The 16,786-nt window shown below is 73.5% G+C and carries 16 protein-coding genes; all 16 read left to right on the top strand.

Annotated features, from left to right (window positions below):
• The first annotated feature begins 314 nt into the window (after nt 1–314).
• The 16 genes from infC (at nt 315) to C1I99_RS09740 (ending at nt 16,781) form a co-directional block, all read left to right on the top strand.
• Entirely contained in the window at nt 315–920 is a 606-nt protein-coding gene (gene infC / locus C1I99_RS09815) for a translation initiation factor IF-3 (RefSeq protein ID WP_111133897.1), read from the top strand.
• Between the two features lie 20 nt (nt 921–940).
• The gene (gene rpmI, locus C1I99_RS09810) at nt 941–1,135 is read left to right on the top strand and encodes a 50S ribosomal protein L35 (protein ID WP_111133896.1); all 195 of its coding nucleotides are present in this window, start codon (nt 941–943) and stop codon (nt 1,133–1,135) included.
• Between the two features lie 31 nt (nt 1,136–1,166).
• Nucleotides 1,167–1,559: a 50S ribosomal protein L20 gene (rplT, locus tag C1I99_RS09805; RefSeq protein WP_111133895.1), complete on the top strand. Its 393-nt coding sequence runs from the start codon at nt 1,167–1,169 to the stop codon at nt 1,557–1,559.
• 29 nt (nt 1,560–1,588) lie between these two features.
• Nucleotides 1,589–2,434 (top strand): TrmH family RNA methyltransferase, encoded by an 846-nt coding sequence (locus C1I99_RS09800; protein WP_111133894.1) that lies wholly within the window; start codon nt 1,589–1,591, stop codon nt 2,432–2,434.
• Between the two features lie 212 nt (nt 2,435–2,646).
• Nucleotides 2,647–3,714 (top strand): phenylalanine--tRNA ligase subunit alpha, encoded by a 1,068-nt coding sequence (gene pheS / locus C1I99_RS09795; RefSeq protein WP_111133893.1) that lies wholly within the window; start codon nt 2,647–2,649, stop codon nt 3,712–3,714.
• A gap of 40 nt (nt 3,715–3,754) precedes the next feature.
• Nucleotides 3,755–6,301 carry a phenylalanine--tRNA ligase subunit beta gene (pheT, locus tag C1I99_RS09790; protein WP_111133892.1) on the top strand — a complete coding sequence of 849 codons (2,547 nt, stop codon included), beginning with the start codon at nt 3,755–3,757 and terminating at the stop codon, nt 6,299–6,301.
• Between the two features lie 219 nt (nt 6,302–6,520).
• A complete protein-coding gene (locus C1I99_RS09785; RefSeq protein ID WP_233512435.1) occupies nt 6,521–7,732 on the top strand; it encodes a nucleotide sugar dehydrogenase in 1,212 nt (403 codons plus the stop codon).
• On the top strand, nt 7,729–8,523 hold the full coding sequence (locus C1I99_RS09780) for a glycosyltransferase family 2 protein (RefSeq protein ID WP_233512434.1): 795 nt from the start codon (nt 7,729–7,731) through the stop codon (nt 8,521–8,523). The genes C1I99_RS09785 and C1I99_RS09780 overlap by 4 nt, the downstream gene beginning before the upstream one ends.
• A gap of 8 nt (nt 8,524–8,531) precedes the next feature.
• Nucleotides 8,532–9,557 carry an NAD-dependent epimerase/dehydratase family protein gene (locus C1I99_RS09775; protein WP_111133891.1) on the top strand — a complete coding sequence of 342 codons (1,026 nt, stop codon included), beginning with the start codon at nt 8,532–8,534 and terminating at the stop codon, nt 9,555–9,557.
• A gap of 156 nt (nt 9,558–9,713) precedes the next feature.
• Nucleotides 9,714–10,715, top strand: coding sequence for an N-acetyl-gamma-glutamyl-phosphate reductase (gene argC / locus C1I99_RS09770; RefSeq protein ID WP_111133890.1), 1,002 nt, complete (start codon nt 9,714–9,716; stop codon nt 10,713–10,715).
• Entirely contained in the window at nt 10,712–11,884 is a 1,173-nt protein-coding gene (gene argJ / locus C1I99_RS09765) for a bifunctional glutamate N-acetyltransferase/amino-acid acetyltransferase ArgJ (protein ID WP_111133889.1), read from the top strand. The genes argC and argJ overlap by 4 nt, the downstream gene beginning before the upstream one ends.
• A complete protein-coding gene (argB, locus tag C1I99_RS09760) occupies nt 11,881–12,822 on the top strand; it encodes an acetylglutamate kinase (protein WP_111133888.1) in 942 nt (313 codons plus the stop codon). The genes argJ and argB overlap by 4 nt, the downstream gene beginning before the upstream one ends.
• Nucleotides 12,819–14,099: an acetylornithine transaminase gene (locus C1I99_RS09755; protein WP_111133887.1), complete on the top strand. Its 1,281-nt coding sequence runs from the start codon at nt 12,819–12,821 to the stop codon at nt 14,097–14,099. The genes argB and C1I99_RS09755 overlap by 4 nt, the downstream gene beginning before the upstream one ends.
• Nucleotides 14,096–15,067: an ornithine carbamoyltransferase gene (gene argF, locus C1I99_RS09750; protein WP_111133886.1), complete on the top strand. Its 972-nt coding sequence runs from the start codon at nt 14,096–14,098 to the stop codon at nt 15,065–15,067. The genes C1I99_RS09755 and argF overlap by 4 nt, the downstream gene beginning before the upstream one ends.
• Nucleotides 15,064–15,579 carry an arginine repressor gene (locus tag C1I99_RS09745; protein ID WP_111133885.1) on the top strand — a complete coding sequence of 172 codons (516 nt, stop codon included), beginning with the start codon at nt 15,064–15,066 and terminating at the stop codon, nt 15,577–15,579. The genes argF and C1I99_RS09745 overlap by 4 nt, the downstream gene beginning before the upstream one ends.
• Nucleotides 15,576–16,781, top strand: coding sequence for an argininosuccinate synthase (locus C1I99_RS09740; RefSeq protein WP_111133884.1), 1,206 nt, complete (start codon nt 15,576–15,578; stop codon nt 16,779–16,781). Before C1I99_RS09745 ends, C1I99_RS09740 begins: the two co-directional genes overlap by 4 nt.
• Nucleotides 16,782–16,786 lie beyond the last annotated feature (5 nt).

Here is a 16,786-nt window from a genome sequence, read left to right as displayed (position 1 = left end):
CGGTTTGGGGGGTGGCATGACGAGGGTGTAGTGTTATCGAGTCGACCCGGCTGTCTCCGCGTGCGAGCAGGCAGCCATGAAAGTGGAGCGCCCTGCTCCCACCCGAGTCGCCGCCACGGTGGCCGGGTCCGGTCACCGGTTCCGGGCACGTCCCGGCACCGGATGCGCGATCATGTGATCGTGCCGACCGGTCGAGCGGGCCCTGGCATGCGCCAGGGCCTTCTGCTTTCCGGGGCGGTTCCCACCCGGGAGCCGCGGGGTCGGCTACAGCAGGACACTCGACTCGAGGAGGCCCCATCAGCGTCGAACCACGCGTGAACGAGCAGATCCGGGCACGTGAGGTCCGACTGGTCGGCCCCGAGGGTGAGCAGGTGGGCATCGTCCCGCTCGAGCGAGCCCTTCAGCTGGCCGCGGACGTCGATCTGGACCTGGTCGAGGTTGCGCCGATGGCGCGCCCGCCGGTGTGCAAGCTCATGGACTTCGGCAAGTTCAAGTACGAGAGCGCACTGAAGGCGCGCGAAGCGCGGCGTAACCAGCAGCAGACCGTCATCAAGGAGATGAAGCTCCGGCCGAAGATCGATCCGCACGACTACGAGACCAAGAAGGGTCACGTGGTGCGGTTCCTCAAGGCCGGCGACAAGGTCAAGGTGACGATCATGTTCCGCGGTCGCGAGCAGAGCCGCCCGGAGCTGGGGTACCGGCTCCTGCGTCGGCTCGAGTCGGAGATCTCGGATCTGGGGTACGTCGAGGCCGCGCCGAAGCAGGACGGTCGAAACATGATCATGGTGCTCGCGCCGCACCGTGCCACCAAGGCGGCTGCCACGGCGGCCCGTGGCGGCGCACCGCGCGAGCGGGAGGCCGGCACCGCCGAGGCGCCGACGGCCGAAGCGGCCGGGCCCGCCGGGACCACCGGCGAGTAACAGGGGAGAAGACGTTCCACATGCCGAAGATGAAGAGCCACACGGGTATGGGCAAGCGGGTCCGGCTGACCGGCAAGGGCAAGGTCGTTGCCCAGCAGGCCGGCCTCCGGCACAACCTGGAGAAGAAGCCCTCCACCCGGACCCGTCGCCTGTCGGGCACCGTCCAGGTGGCCAAGGCCGACGTCAAGCGCATCAAGAAGCTGCTCGGCCGCTGACGCGCGCCACCTGACGTAAGAAGGAGTTGAGATGGCACGCGTCAAGCGGGCTGTGAACGCCCAGAAGAAGCGCCGTACCCTGCTGGAGACCGCGAGCGGCTACCGCGGTCAGCGCTCCCGGCTGTACCGCAAGGCCAAGGAGCAGGTGCTGCACTCGATGCAGTACGCCTACCGGGACCGCCGCGACCGCAAGGGCGACTTCCGGCAGTTGTGGATCCAGCGGATCAACGCGGGCGCCCGCGCCAACGGGATGACCTACAACCGCCTGATCCAGGGCCTGAAGCTGGCCGGCATCGAGGTCGACCGGAAGATCCTGGCCGACCTGGCCGTCAACGACGCCACCGCGTTCGCGGGGATCGTCGAGCTCGCCCGCGCCGCCGTCGCGGCCGAGGGCACCGGTGGTGCCGCGGCCCAGGCCGCCTGATCCACCCACGGCAGATCGAGGCGTCTCCCATGCAGTCACCACCGCGCGGGAGGCGCCTCGACGCTGATGCGGGGCCGTTCACCCCGCGTACCCCGAGGGTGGTGGCGGCCCGCCGCCTGCAGCGCCGCCGGGACCGCGAGGCCAGCGGCCGGTTCCTGGCCGAGGGGCCGCAGGCGGTCCGCGAGGCCCTGGCCCGGCCCGGGGTGGTCACCGAACTGTTCGGTACGCCGGCTGCCCTCGACCGGAACGCCGAGCTGGCCGCGGCCGCCGCGAACGCCGACGTGCCGGTCTCCGAGGTGACCGACGAGGCGCTCGCCGCGCTCGCCGAGACCGTCGCCCCGCAGGGCGTGGTCGCCGTCTGCCGGCACCTCGACGTGCCCCTGGATCAGGCCCTGGCCGGGGCGCCCCGGTTGGTCGCGGTGCTCGCCGGGATCCGCGACCCGGGCAACGCCGGCACCGTGCTGCGCACCGCCGACGCCGCCGGCGCGCGGGCGGTGGTCTTCGCCGGTGAGGCCGTCGACCCGTACAACGGCAAGTGCGTGCGCGCCTCCGCCGGGAGCCTGTTCCACGTCGACGTGGTCCGGGCCGCCGACCCCCTCGCGGTGGTCGGCGCGCTGCGCGGCGCCGGCCTGACCGTCCTGGCCACCACCGGGTACGGCGACAGCGACCTCGACGACCTCGCCGACGCCGGCCGGCTGGCCGCCCCCACCGCCTGGCTCTTCGGTTCGGAGGCGCACGGGCTGCCCGCCGAGCTGACCGAGGTCGCGGATGCCCGGGTCCGGGTGCCCCTGCACGGGCGCGCGGAGAGCCTCAACCTGGCGGCGGCCGCGGCGGTCTGCCTGTACGCTTCAGCGAGAGCACAGCGTCGACCGTGACCCGGTCGCGCGGGACATTCAACTAAGGAGAGCGTGGCCCCCATGAACGCGCCAGGGCGTTCGTTTAGCCAGCCCGCCGGTGTCGGCGGGCGGCGGGCCTGACCTGCTCTCCGCGTACCTCCCACCGGCGGGCTGCGGCACAGCCGCGCGTCCGTAGACTCGCCTAGCCGCCCGTGAGGGCCGGCGCCGCCGTGAGGGAGTGCCCGTACGCCATGAGCTACCGCAACGATCCGTACGACCCGAAGCAGGTCGCCCTGCTCGATCCGGCCGCCCTGGCCGAGGCCGTCGCCGACGCCGAGAAGGCGTTCGCCGCCGCCGGTGACCCGGACGCGCTGGCCGCGCTGCGCCCCGCGCACCTCGGCGACCGTTCCCCGGTCTCGCTGGCCCGCCGGGAGATCGGCGCGCTGCCGCCGGCCGCGAAGGCCGACGCCGGCAAGCGGGTCAATGAGGCCCGCCGCGCCATCGAGGCCGGGTACGCCGCCCGCCAGGAGGTGCTGGAGCGCGAACACGCCGAGCGGATGCTGGTCGAGGAGCGGGTGGACGTCACGCTGCCGTACGACCGCCGCCAGCGCGGCGCCCGGCACCCGGTCAGCACCCTGATGGAGGAGATCAGCGACTTCTTCGTCGGGATGGGCTACGAGGTGGCCGAGGGCCCCGAGGTCGAGCTGGAGTGGACGAACTTCGACGCGCTGAACATCCCGCCGGACCATCCGGCCCGCGGCCTGATGGACACCTTCCACGTCGCGCCGGAGAACTCCGGCCTGGTGCTGCGGACGCACACCTCGCCCGTGCAGGCGCGGACGATGCTGACCCGCACGCCGCCGATCTACGTCATCGTGCCCGGCCGGGTCTACCGCACCGACGAGCTGGACGCCACCCACGCGCCCGTCTTCCACCAGGTGGAGGGGCTGGTGGTCGACAAGGGCATCACCATGGCGCACCTGCGCGGCACCCTGGACCACTTCGCCCGGGCCATGTTCGGGCCGGACGCGACGACCCGCTGGCGCCCGCACTACTTCCCGTTCACCGAGCCGTCGGCCGAGTTCGACGTCTGGTTCCCGGAGCACCGCAAGGGGCCGCAGTGGGTCGAGTGGGGCGGCTGCGGCATGGTCAACCCGCGGGTGCTGCGCGCCTGCGGCATCGACCCGGAGGTCTACTCCGGATTCGCCTTCGGCATGGGCATCGACCGCACGGTGATGTTCCGGCACGGCGTCGGTGACATGCGGGACATGGTCGAGGGCGACGTCCGGTTCACCCGGGCGTTCGGGTACGGGGGGTAGCGGCGTGCGGGCACGAGTAACGGAGACGGTGGTCTGAGTCATGCGAGTTTCTGTCAGCTGGCTGCGGGAGTACGTCGACCTCCCGGCCGACCTGGCCCCGGCCGACCTGGAGCAGGCCCTGGTGAACCTCGGCATCGAGGTGGAGTCCATCGTGGACCTGGGCGAGACGGTCACCGGGTCGCTGGTGGTCGGCGAGGTCCGCGAGATCGAGGAGCTCACCGGCTTCAAGAAGCCGATCCGGTTCTGCCGGGTCGACGTCGGCGACGCCAACGGCACCGGCGAGCCGCAGGAGATCGTCTGCGGGGCGCGCAACTTCGGCGTCGGCGACCGGGTCGTGGTGATCCTCCCCGGCGGCGTGCTCCCCGGCGGTTTCGCCATCGGGGCGCGCAGGACCTACGGCCGCAACTCCAACGGCATGATCTGCTCCGCCAAGGAGCTGGGTCTCGGCGACGACCACTCGGGCATCCTGGTGCTGCCGCCGGACAGCCCGGCCAAACCCGGTGACGACGCGCGTCCGGTGGTCGGGCTCGACGACGTGGTGGTCGAGGTGGAGCTCACCCCGGACCGGGGCTACCAGATGTCGGTGCGCGGCATCGCCCGCGAGCTGGGGCACGCCCTCGGGGTGCCGTTCCGTGACCCGGGCCTGGCGCCGGCGCCCGGCGCGACCCAGCGGCCCGCGTACCCCGTCGAGGTGCGGGACCCGGTTGGTTGCGACCGGTTCGCCGCCCGGATGGTCCGCGGCGTCGACCCCGCCGCGCCGACCCCGTCGTGGCTGGCGCGGCGGCTCACCACCGCCGGCATCCGGAGCATCTCGTTGCCGGTCGACATCACCAACTACGTGATGCTCGAACTCGGCCAGCCGATGCACGCCTTCGACGCCGACCGGATCGCCGGCCCGCTGGTGGTGCGCCGCGCCGAGCCGGGGGAGAAGCTGACCACCCTGGACGGCGTCGCCCGCACGCTCGTCGCCGAGGACATGGTGATCTGCGACGACACCGGGCCGATCTCGCTCGCCGCGGTGATGGGCGGCGAGACCAGCGAGGTCGTCGAGGGCACCACCAGCGTGCTCTTCGAGGCCGCCCACTGGGACCCGGTGATGGTCGGCCGGACCGCCCGCCGGCACCGGCTGTTCAGCGAGGCCGCCAAGCGCTGGGAGCGGGGCGTCGACCCGGCCCTGCCGCTGGTCGCCATCGAGCGGGCGGTCCGGTTGCTCACCGAGCACGGCGGCGGCACTGCCGGCGACGAGATCCTGGACATCGACCACGTCCGGGCGCGTACCCCGATCACCATCCCCGCCGACCTGCCCACCCGCCGGGTCGGGGTGGAGTACCCGCCGGCCCGGGTGGCCGCCCTGCTGGAGCGGGTGGGCTGCCGTGTCGCCACCGGCGCCGACCGGCTGGGCGAGGATCCGGGCGAGGTGGGGGTCGCGGCCGGTGGCGGCGTCGCGCTGACCGTCACCCCGCCGACGTGGCGGCCGGACCTCACCGACCCGGCCGACCTGGTCGAGGAGGTGGTCCGCTTCGACGGGTACGACCGGGTGCCGTCGGTGCTGCCGGTGGCGCCCGCCGGCCGGGGGCTGACCTGGCAGCAGCGACGCCGCCGGGCGGTGGCCCGGGCGCTCGCCGACCAGGGGTACGTCGAGGTGCTCGCCCAGCCGTTCGTCTCCACCGAGCTGGCCGACCAGCTCGGGTTGCCCGCCGACGACCCCCGCCGGCGGGGAGTGCGGCTGGCGAACCCGCTGTCGGAGGAGGAGCCGCTGCTGCGTACCACGCTGCTCGGCCCGCTGCTCGGCGCGCTCAAGCGCAACCTGGGCCGGAGCCAGCGCGACCTCGCCCTGTACGAGATCGGCGCCGTCTTCCACCCGCGCCCGGGCGCCGGCAGCCCGCCGGCGATGGGGGTGGCCCACCGTCCCTCCGACGCCGAGCTCGCCGCCGCCGACGCCACGCTGCCCGACCAGCCGCTGCACGTGGCCGTGGCCCTCACCGGCGAGATCGAGCGGGCCGGCTGGTGGGGTCCGGGCCGTGCGGCCGGCTGGGCGGACGCCGTCGAGGCGGCCCGCGTGGTGCTCGCCGTCGCCGGCATCCCCGACGAGCGGGTGACCGTGCGGGCCGCCGAGTATGCGCCCTGGCATCCGGGGCGGTGCGCGCAGCTGCTCGTCGACGACGCCGTCGTCGGGCACGCCGGCGAGCTGCACCCGGCGGCCGTCGCGGCGCTGGACCTGCCCCGGCGTACCTGTGCCATGGAGCTGGACCTGGACGCGGTGCCGGCGGCCCCGCTGCGGTCCGGGCCATCGATCTCCACCTTCCCGCCGGCGCTGATCGACGTGGCGCTCGTGGTGGACGAGTCGGTGCCGGCGGCGCAGGTGCAGCGGGCGCTGGTCGAGGGCGCCGGCGAGTTGCTGGAGGAGGTGCGGCTGTTCGACGTGTACGCCTCCGCGCAGCTCGGCGCGGGGCGCAGGTCGCTGGCCTACAAGCTCACCTTCCGGGCCCCGGACCGGACGCTGACCGTGGAGGAGGCGGTGGCCGCGCGCGACGCGGCGGTCGCCCGGGCCGCCGAGCGGTTCGGCGCCACCCTGCGCGGCGCCTGACCGGCGACGCCGACGGCCCCCGCTCGCCCGTCGGGTGGGGGCCGTCGGCGTCTCTCGCTCGGTGTCACCGCGCGGACGCGGACGGTTCGGCATCGACCGAAAGGGCAACGGCCACGGGATGTTCGGTTACCCGTGAGTCACCTCTCACCGGTTAGCCTGCTTGGATTCCGGCTCACCACCGGGAGCACACCCCTCGCCACCCCACCGGGAGTTCCAGTCATGTCCGAGGATCCGCCCGAGCACGTCGCAACGGTCGACGTCTGCATCGTGGGCGGCTGCGGCCGGGTGGGCCTGCCCCTGGGCATCGCCTTCGCCTCCCGCGGCCTGTCCGTGGTGCTGTACGACATCAACGCCGACGCGGTCGCCACGGTCAACGCGGCGACCCTGCCGTTCGCCGAGCCCGGGGCGGCGGAGGCGCTCGTCGAGGCGGTGGCCGCCGGCCGGCTGCGGGCCACCACCGACCCGGCCAGCGTGGGCGCCTCCGAGCACCTGGTGGTGGTCGTCGGCACCCCGGTCGACGAGCACCTCAACCCCGACCTGGGCGCCGTGCCCCGGGCGCTGGACCGCTGCGCGGAGCATCTGCGCGACGGGCAGCTCGTCGTGCTGCGCAGCACCGTCTACCCGGGTGTCACCGCGCTGACCGAGAAGTTGCTGGCCGGCCGGGGTGTCCGCGCCGACGTGGCGTTCTGCCCGGAGCGGATCGCCGAGGGCCGGGCGATGACGGAGCTGTTCGCGCTGCCGCAGATCGTCGCCGCCCGGACGCCGGGTGCGCTGGCCCGCGCGGAGAAGCTGTTCCGGCACCTCACCGAGCAGATCGTGCCGCTCGAACCGGAGGAGGCCGAGCTGGCGAAGTTGTTCACCAACACCTGGCGCTACATCAAGTTCGCCACCGCCAACCAGTTCTGGATGATGGCCAACGACTTCGGGCTGGACTTCGCCCGGATCCGGCACGCGGTGGCCTTCGACTACCCGCGGGCGGCCGACCTGCCGATGCCCGGGTTCGCCGCCGGGCCGTGCCTGTTCAAGGACACCATGCAGCTGGCCGCGTTCAACCGGAACAACTTCGTGCTCGGCCACTCGGCGATGCTGATCAACGAGGGGCTGCCGCTGTACCTGGTCTCCCGCCTGGAGGACCGGTTCGACCTGTCCGAGCTGACGGTGGGCATCCTCGGCATGGCGTTCAAGGGCGGCAGCGACGACCCGCGGGAGAGCCTGGCGTACAAGCTACGCAAGATCCTGGCGTTGAAGACCCGGGAGACGCTCTGCACCGACCCGTACGTGGCCGACGAGCGCTTCGTCGACCTGGCCGAGGTGCTGCGCCGGGCCGACCTGCTGGTCATCGCCGCCCCGCACGAGCAGTACGCCCGCCTGGAGACCGACAAGCCGGTGATCGACATGTGGGGGCTGACCGGGCAGGGGGTGCGGGTGTGACACCACGGGTGTCGGTGATCGTCCCGGTCTACCACGAGGGCGAGGCGATCCTGCGCTGCCTGGAGCGGATGCTGCGGGAGCTCCTGCTCCCTGCCGAGGTGCTGATCGTGCACGACATGCCCGACGACAGCACCGTCCCGTACGTCGAGCAGGTCGCCCGGACCGACCCGCGGGTGCGGGCGGTGCTCAACACCTACGGCCGGGGCCCGGCGAACGCAATCCGGTTCGGCATCGACGCGGCCCGCGCCCCGGTCGTGGTGGTCACCATGGCCGACGGCTGCGACGACCCGCGCCAGATCGACGAGCTGGCCCGGCTGGTCGACCGGGGCGTGGTGGTGGCTGCCGCCTCCCGCTACATGCCTGGCGGGCAGCAGGTCGGCGGGCCGCGGTTGAAGCGGATCATGTCGCGCTGGGCCGGGCGCAGCCTCTACACCTTCGCCCGGGTCGGCACCCGGGACGCCACCAACAGCTTCAAGGCGTACGACACGGCATTCGTCCGCGAGGTGGGCATCGAGTCACGCATCGGCTTCGAGATCGGGCTGGAGCTGACCGCCAAGGCCACCCGGCTGCGGCTGCCGGTCGCCGAGATCCCGACCATCTGGCTGGACCGGCCGCTCGGCGAGTCCCACTTCGACCTGGGTCGTTTCCTCCCCGGCTACCTGCGCTGGTACTTCTTCGCCTACGGTCGACGGCTGAGCCGGGAGAAGCTGGCCGGGCGCGTCGCCGCCGGCGGGGCCGTGCCGGCCCAGCGCGACCGGCAGGACAGCACCGAGTTCGAGAAGACCGGATAGGAGCGCACGTGGCGAAGGTCCTGGTAACTGGTTCGGCCGGCTTCATCGGCGGCTACCTCGTGGAGGAGCTGCTGGGCCGGGGCCACGAGGTGGTCGGGATCGACAACTTCTCCAAGTACGGCCCGGTGACCCACAGCTACGACGACCACCCCCGGTACCGGTTCGTCGAGGGCGACGCCCGTGACGTGGACCTGCTCACCGAGCTGCTGGACGGCTGCGACCAGCTGGTTGCCGGGGCGGCGATGATCGGCGGAATCTCCTACTTCCACGCGTACGCCTACGACCTGCTCGCCACGAACGAGCGGATCATGGCGGCCACCTGCGACGCGGCGATCCGGGCGCATCGGGACGGCCGGCTGGGCAAGGTCACCTACCTCTCCTCCTCGATGGTCTTCGAGTCCACGGAGCACTGGCCGAGCAGGGAGGGGGACGAGCGGCGCATCCCGCCGCCGCTGTCGTCGTACGGGTTCCAGAAGCTGGCCGTGGAGTACTACGCCCGGGCCGCCTGGGAGCAGTACCAGCTGCCGTACACCATCGTGCGGCCGTTCAACTGCGTCGGCGTGGGGGAGGGGCGGGCGCTGGGCCAGGCCGAGGTGCTCTCCGGCAACGTCAAGCTGGCCATGTCGCACGTGGTGCCCGACCTGGTGCAGAAGATCGTCAAGGGGCAGGACCCGCTGCACATTCTCGGCGAGGGCAACCAGGTGCGGCACTACACCTACGGGGGTGACCTGGCCCGGGGCATCGCCACCGCGATCGACCACCCGGCCGCCCGCAACGAGGACTTCAACCTCTCCACGGCCGAGTCGACCACTGTGCTGGAGTTGGCCGAGCTGATCTGGCGGAAGATCAAGGGCCCGGGCGTGCCGTTCCGGCACGTCTGCGACGAGCCGTTCCGGTACGACGTGCAGAAGCGGGTCCCGGATGTGACCAAGGCCCGCGAGGTGCTCGGCTTCACCGCCACCACCTCGCTGGACCAGATGCTCGACGAGGTCGTCCCCTGGGTTTCCCACGCGGTCGCCGAGGGCCGCCTCTGACCGTTTCCCGCCCGGTCGAGGCCCGTGTCGCGTTCGCGCGGCGCGGGCCTCCGTCGTGACGGGCGACACACCTCATGTCCATGCAGTGGGACGCATGAACTTGCAGTGGGCGATCACCGCTGCTAGCCTTCGCCGCATAGTCATGCGGAGGTGAGTATGGGGATCCGAGTCGCTGTCGCCGGGGCGAGCGGCTACGCCGGCGGGGAGTTGCTGCGCCTGGTGGCCGGGCACCCGGAGTTCGACCTGGTGGCCGCCACCGCGCACAGCCAGGCCGGGCACCGCGTCGACGTCGTGCACCCCCAGCTCACCGGGCTGGACCTGGTCCTCGGCGCGACCGAGCCGGCGGCCCTGGCCGACGCCGACCTGGTCTTTCTGGCCCTGCCGCACGGCGAGTCCGCGGCCCTCGCCGCGCAGCTTTCGCCCGAGGTGCGGATCGTCGACCTCGGCGCCGACCACCGGCTGGCCAACTCCCACGACTGGGCGCGGTACTACGGCGGCACCCACGCCGGCCCGTGGACGTACGGCCTGCCGGAGCTGCCCGGCCAGCGGGAGTTGATCGCCGGCTCCACCCGGGTGGCCAGCACCGGCTGCTACGCCGCCACGATCACACTGGCGCTCGCGCCGCTGATCGCCGCCGGCGCCGCCGACCCGGCCGACGTGGTGGTGGTCGCCGCCTCCGGCACCTCCGGGGCCGGGAAGGCGGCCAAGCCGCACCTGCTCGGCAGCGAGGTGATGGGCGACCTGTCGCCCTACCGGGTCGGCACCCACCAGCACGTGCCCGAGATCAAGCAGGCGACCGGGGCGACCGGCCTGTCCTTCACCCCGGTGCTGGCGCCGATGCCGCGCGGCATCCTGGCCACCGTCACCGCGTTGCCGACCCGCGGCGTCGACCCGCGGGCGGTGCTCGCCGAGGCGTACGCCGACGCGCCGTTCGTGCACGTGCTGCCGGAGGGCCGGTGGCCGCACACCGCCGCCACCCTCGGCTCCAACTCCTGCCACCTGCAGGCCACCGTCGACGTCGACTCGCGGCGGATGATCGTGCTCAGCGCACTGGACAACCTCGGCAAGGGTGCCGCCGGCCAGGCCGTGCAGAACGCCAACCTGATGTTCGGCCTGCCCGAGACCGCCGGCCTCGCCGTCTGGGGGGTCGCGCCGTGAGCGTCACCGCCCCCCGCGGGTTCCGGGCCGCCGGCGTGGCGGCCGGCCTCAAGGCCAGCGGCGCCAGCGACGTCGCGCTCGTCGTCAACGACGGCCCGGACGCCGGTGTCGCCGGCGTCTTCACCGCCAACCGGGTCAAGGCCGCGCCGGTGCTCTGGACCCAGCAGGTCGTCCGCGGCGGCGTGGTGCGCGCGGTGGTGCTCAACTCCGGCGGCGCCAACGCCTGCACCGGTCCGGCCGGCTTCCAGGACACCCACGCCACCGCCGAGCACACCGCCGCCGCGCTCACCGCGGCCGGCCCGCGGCTGATGCTCGGCGCCGGCGAGGTGGCGGTCTGCTCCACCGGCCTGATCGGCGAGCGGCTGCCCATGCCCGCGTTGCTCTCCGGCGTGCGCGCCGCCGTGCGGGGGCTGTCCCGGGAGGGCGGGATCCCCGCCGCCGAGGCGATCATGACCACGGACACCCGGCCGAAGACCGCGGTGGCCCACGGCAGCGGCTGGACGGTCGGCGGCATGGCCAAGGGCGCGGGCATGCTGGCCCCGGCGATGGCCACCATGCTCTGCGTGCTGACCACCGACGCGGTGGCCGGGCCGGATGCGCTGGACGCCGCGCTGCGGGCCGCCTGCCGGGTCACCTTCGACCGGATCGACTCCGACGGCTGCATGTCCACCAACGACACGGTGCTGCTGCTCGCCAGCGGCGCCAGCGGCATCGAGCCGACACCGGCCGAGCTGACGGCCGCGGTCACCGCCGCCGCCCACGACCTGGCCCAGCAGCTCATCGCCGACGCCGAGGGCGCCACCAAGCAGATCGCCATCGACGTGGTCGGCGCCGCCGGCGAGGACGACGCGGTCGAGGTGGGCCGTGCCGTGGCCCGGAACAACCTGGTCAAGACCGCGTTGTTCGGCAACGACCCGAACTGGGGGCGGATCCTCGCCGCCGTCGGCACCACCACCGCCGCCTTCGAGCCGGACGCCGTCGACGTGGCGGTCAACGGGGTCTGGGTGTGCCGGGGCGGTGCCGCCGCCGAGGACCGCGCCAAGGTCGACCTGACCGGGCGGGACGTCACCATCCGGATCGACCTGCACACTGGTGACGCCGCGGCCACCGTCTGGACCAACGACCTGTCCCACGCGTACGTGCACGAGAACTCGGCCTACTCGACATGAGCCTCACCGCCGACCTCACCCGCGCCCAGGCCAAGGCCGCCACGTTGATCGAGGCGCTGCCCTGGCTGGCCCGCTTCTCCGGCGCCACCGTCGTGGTCAAGTACGGCGGCAACGCCATGGTCGACCCCGAGTTGCAACGGGCCTTCGCCGCCGACATGGTGTTCCTGCGCTACGCCGGCCTCAAGCCGGTGGTGGTGCACGGCGGCGGGCCGCAGATCTCGGCCATGCTCGGCCGGCTCGGCATCGCCAGCGAGTTCCGGGGCGGCCTGCGGGTCACCACGGCCGAGGCGATGGACGTGGTCCGGATGGTGCTCGTCGGCCAGGTCGGCCGGGAACTGGTCGGGTTGATCAACGCGCACGGCCCGTTCGCGGTCGGGCTCTCCGGCGAGGACGGGGGGCTGTTCACCGCGGTCCGGCGGCCCGCGTACGTCGACGGGGAGCCGGTCGACGTGGGCCAGGTCGGGGACGTGGAGTCGGTGGACGTCTCCGCGGTCACCGACCTCATCGCCGCCGGCCGGATCCCGGTGATCTCCACCGTCGCGCCGGACGCCGACGGGGTGTTGCACAACCTGAACGCCGACACCGCCGCCGCCGCGCTCGCCGTCGCCCTCGACGCCCGCAAGCTGGTCGTCCTCACCGACGTGCCGGGTCTCTACGCCGACTGGCCGGACACCGCCAGCCTGGTCTCCGAGATCACCGCCGACGACCTGGCGAAGCTGCTGCCGTCGCTGGAGAGCGGCATGGTGCCCAAGATGGAGGCCTGCCTGCGGGCGGTGCGCGGGGGAGTGCCGGCGGCGCACGTCGTCGACGGCCGGGTCGCCCACTCGACGCTGCTGGAAGTGTTCACCTCGGAAGGCTTCGGAACGATGGTCGTCAGCGCGGGCACCGGGCTTGCGAGCCCCGCGGGCGCGGACGCGGAAGGCGGGATCCGGTCATGAGCATGCTGGTGGAACGCTGGGGTCAGTCCATGATGGACAACTACGGCACCCCGCCGCTGGCGCTGGTCGCCGGCTCCGGCGCCGTGGTCGTCGACGACGCCGGCCGGGAGTACGTCGACCTGGTCGGCGGCATCGCGGTCAACGCCCTCGGCCACGCCCACCCGGCCGTGGTGGCCGCCGTGTCGAAGCAGGTCGCCACGCTCGGGCACGTCTCCAACCTCTACGTCGCCGAGCCGCCGGTGGCCCTGGCCGAGCTGTTGCTGGCGCTCGCCGGCCGGCCCGGCCGGGTGTTCTTCGCCAACTCCGGCGCCGAGGCCAACGAGGCCGCCTTCAAGCTCTCCCGGCTCACCGGCCGGTCGCACGTGGTCGCCACGACGGGCGGCTTCCACGGCCGCACCATGGGGGCGCTGGCTCTGACCGGTCAGCCGGCCAAGGCCGACCCGTTCCGTCCGCTGCCCGGCGAAGTCACCCACGTCGACTACGGCGACGTCGCGGCGCTGGCGGCGGCGGTCACCGACGCCACCGCCATGGTGATCCTGGAGCCGATCCAGGGTGAGAACGGCGTGGTCGTCCCGCCCCCGGGCTACCTGGCCGCCGCGCGGCGGATCACCGCCCGGCACGGGGCGCTGCTGGTGCTCGACGAGGTGCAGACCGGCGTCGGGCGCACCGGGCACTGGTTCGCCCACCAGGCCGACGGTGTCGAGCCGGACGTGGTCACCCTGGCCAAGGGGCTCGGCGGTGGGCTGCCCATCGGCGCCACGCTGGCCTTCGGCCGGGCCGCCGAGCTGCTCGGCCCGGGCTCGCACGGCACCACCTTCGGCGGCAACCCGGTCAGCTGCGCCGCCGCCCTCGCGGTGGTGGCGACCATCGCCAACGAAGGGCTGCTCGACCACGTCAAGCGGGTCGGCGAGCGGCTGCGCCGAGGCATCGAGGCGCTCGACCACCCGCTCGTCGCCGGCGTACGCGGGGCGGGCCTGCTGCTCGGCGTGGTGCTCGCCGCGCCGGTGGCGGCCGTGCTCGGCGAGGCGCTGCGCGAGGCGGGCTTCCTGGTCAACCCGGTGCAGCCCGGCGTGGTCCGGCTCGCCCCGCCGCTGATCCTCACCGCCGCCCAGGTCGACGCCTTCCTGGCCGCGCTGCCGGCCGCGTTGGAAGCGGCGGGCCCCGCCGCTCCGGATCCTGGCGGGGAGCGGCCCCCGGCGGCGCCGGAACCCTCCACGATCCCGCCGACGCCGACGCCCGCAGGGATGACCACGACCACGACGGAGGCCAGCGCATGACCCGGCACTTCCTGCGGGACGACGACCTCACGCCCGCCGAGCAGTCCGCCGTGCTCGACCTCGCCGCCCGGATGAAGGCCGACCGGTTCGGGCACAGGCCCCTGGCCGGGCCCCGGTCGGTGGCGGTGCTGTTCGACAAGCAGAGCCTGCGCACCCGGATCTCCTTCGACGCCGGCATCGCCGAACTCGGCGGCCACCCGCTCGTGGTGGACACCCAGGTGACCCACTTCGGCCGCGGCGAGACCCTCGCCGACGCCGGCCGGGTGCTCTCCCGCTACGTCGCGGCGATCGTGCTGCGCACGCACGGCGACGATCGGATCGCCGAGGTCGCCGGGGCGGCCACCGTGCCGGTGGTCAACGCGCTCACCGACGACTTCCACCCCTGCCAGCTCCTCGCCGACCTGCTCACCGTCCGGGAGCGGTGCGGTGGCACGGGCGGCCGCACCCTGGCCTACGTCGGGGACACGGCCAACAACATGGCCCACTCGTACCTGCTCGCCGGGGCGACCGCCGGGATGCACGTCCGGGTCGCCGGGCCGGCCGGCTTCGCCCCGCTCCCCGAGGTGGTGGCCCAGGCGGAGAAGATCGCCGCCGGCACCGGCGGTTCGGTCCAGGTGCTGACCGACCCGGTCGCGGCGGTGGCCGGTGCCGACGTGGTCGCCACCGACACCTGGACCTCGATGGGCCAGGAGGCCGACGGGCGGGACCGGCTCACCCCGTTCCTGCCGTACCAGGTCAACACCGGGCTGCTCGGCCACGCCGCGCCCGGGGCGATCGTGCTGCACTGCCTGCCCGCGCACCGCGGCGAGGAGATCACCGACGAGGTGCTCGACGGCCCGCAGAGCGCTGTCTTCGACCAAGCGGAGAATCGGCTGCACGCCCAGAAGGCGCTGCTCACGTTCCTCCTCGGGGCCGCGGCCCCGGACGCGGCGGCGCCGGGCGCCACCGTGACCAGGGAGACCAGATGACCGCCCCGCTGACCCGCGCCGCCCGGCACGCCCGCATCGTCGAGCTGATCCGGGACACCGCGATCCACTCGCAGGCCGAGCTGGCCGACCTGCTCGCCGGCGACGGCATCCAGGTCACCCAGGCCACCCTCTCCCGCGACCTCAAGGAACTCGGCGCGGTGACCGTGCGCGGCGGGGACGGGCGGGGCGTCTACCTGATCCCCGAGGACGGCCACCGGCCGCTGCGTGACGCCGAGGCCGCCCCGGCCCGGCTGGTACGGCTGCTGCGCGAACTGCTCAACGGCGTCGACTCCAGCGGCAACATCGCCGTGCTGCGCACCCCGCCGGGCGCAGCCCACTACCTGGCCAGCGCGTTGGACCGAGCGGGCCTGCCCGAAATCGTCGGCACCATCGCCGGCGACGACACCATCCTCGTCGTGGCCCGCGAGGCCGACGGCGGGGCCGCGCTCGGCGAGAGGCTCGCCGGCTGGGCCCGCCGGGAAGAGAACATTGAAGGGAGCACCACACCATGACCGAGCGGGTCGTCCTGGCGTACTCCGGAGGGCTGGACACCTCCGTCGCCATTCCCTACCTTGCCGAGCAGACCGGCGCCGAGGTGATCGCGGTCGCGGTCGACGTCGGCCAGGGCGGCGAGGACCTCGCCGTCATCCGGCAGCGCGCGCTGGACTGCGGGGCGGTGGAGTCCGAGGTGATCGACGCGCGCGACGAGTTCGCCGCCGAGTACTGCCTGCCGGCGATCCGCGCCAACGCCCTCTACATGGACCGCTACCCGCTGGTCTCCGCGCTGTCCCGGCCGCTGATCGTCAAGCACCTGGTGGCGGCGGCGCGCAAGCACGGCGGCACCATCGTGTCGCACGGCTGCACCGGCAAGGGCAACGACCAGGTCCGCTTCGAGGTCGGTCTGGGCGCGCTCGCCCCCGACCTGAAGATCGTCGCGCCGGCCCGGGACTTCGCCTGGACCCGGGACAAGGCGATCGCCTTCGCCGAGGAGAAGGGCCTGCCGATCGACGTGTCGGCGAAGTCGCCGTACTCCATCGACCAGAACCTGTGGGGCCGGGCGGTGGAGACCGGCTTCCTGGAGGACATCTGGAACGGCCCCGTCGAGAACCTCTACTCCTACACCGCCGACCCGGCTGAGCCGCGTGACGCCGACGAGGTCGTGATCACCTTCGACGCCGGTGTGCCGGTGGCGATCGACGGCGAGACGGTGACCCCGTACCAGGCCATCCTGGAGCTGAACCGGCGCGCCGGCGCGCAGGGCGTGGGCCGGCTCGACATGGTCGAGGACCGCCTCGTCGGCATCAAGAGCCGCGAGGTGTACGAGGCGCCCGGCGCGATCGCGCTGATCACCGCCCACCAGGAGCTGGAGGCGGTCACCGTCGAGCGGGACCTGGCCCGGTTCAAGCGGAGCGTGGACCAGCGCTGGGGCGAGCTGGTCTACGACGGCCTCTGGTTCTCGCCGCTGAAGCACAGCCTGGACGCGTTCATCGACGACGCCCAGCGGCACGTCTCCGGTGAGGTGCGGCTGACCCTGCACGGCGGCCGGGCCACCGTTACCGGCCGGCGCTCCGAGGCCAGCCTCTACGACTTCGGCCTGGCCACCTACGACACCGGCGACACCTTCGACCAGTCCCTGGCCAAGGGCTTCGTGCAGCTGTGGGGGCTGCCCAGCAAGATGGCCGCCGCGCGGGACGCCCGGTTGGGTGGCGCCTGAGCGTG

It is taken from the genome of Micromonospora deserti (assembly GCF_003236335.1).
Lineage (GTDB): Bacteria > Actinomycetota > Actinomycetes > Mycobacteriales > Micromonosporaceae > Micromonospora > Micromonospora deserti.
Note: the sequence above shows the minus strand (reverse complement) of the source record. Positions and strands in the feature narration are given on the sequence as shown.

What these genes read in the sequence shown, in the direction of transcription:
- rpmI (WP_111133896.1), top strand. Translation starts at nt 941, where the DNA reads ATGCCGAAGATGAAGAGCCACACGGGTATGGGCAAGCGGGTCCGGCTG.
- rplT (WP_111133895.1), top strand. Translation starts at nt 1,167, where the DNA reads ATGGCACGCGTCAAGCGGGCTGTGAACGCCCAGAAGAAGCGCCGTACC.
- C1I99_RS09800 (WP_111133894.1), top strand. Translation starts at nt 1,589, where the DNA reads ATGCAGTCACCACCGCGCGGGAGGCGCCTCGACGCTGATGCGGGGCCG.
- pheS (WP_111133893.1), top strand. Translation starts at nt 2,647, where the DNA reads ATGAGCTACCGCAACGATCCGTACGACCCGAAGCAGGTCGCCCTGCTC.
- pheT (WP_111133892.1), top strand. Translation starts at nt 3,755, where the DNA reads ATGCGAGTTTCTGTCAGCTGGCTGCGGGAGTACGTCGACCTCCCGGCC.
- C1I99_RS09785 (WP_233512435.1), top strand. Translation starts at nt 6,521, where the DNA reads ATGTCCGAGGATCCGCCCGAGCACGTCGCAACGGTCGACGTCTGCATC.
- argC (WP_111133890.1), top strand. Translation starts at nt 9,714, where the DNA reads ATGGGGATCCGAGTCGCTGTCGCCGGGGCGAGCGGCTACGCCGGCGGG.
- argB (WP_111133888.1), top strand. Translation starts at nt 11,881, where the DNA reads ATGAGCCTCACCGCCGACCTCACCCGCGCCCAGGCCAAGGCCGCCACG.
- C1I99_RS09755 (WP_111133887.1), top strand. Translation starts at nt 12,819, where the DNA reads ATGAGCATGCTGGTGGAACGCTGGGGTCAGTCCATGATGGACAACTAC.
- argF (WP_111133886.1), top strand. Translation starts at nt 14,096, where the DNA reads ATGACCCGGCACTTCCTGCGGGACGACGACCTCACGCCCGCCGAGCAG.
- C1I99_RS09745 (WP_111133885.1), top strand. Translation starts at nt 15,064, where the DNA reads ATGACCGCCCCGCTGACCCGCGCCGCCCGGCACGCCCGCATCGTCGAG.
- C1I99_RS09740 (WP_111133884.1), top strand. Translation starts at nt 15,576, where the DNA reads ATGACCGAGCGGGTCGTCCTGGCGTACTCCGGAGGGCTGGACACCTCC.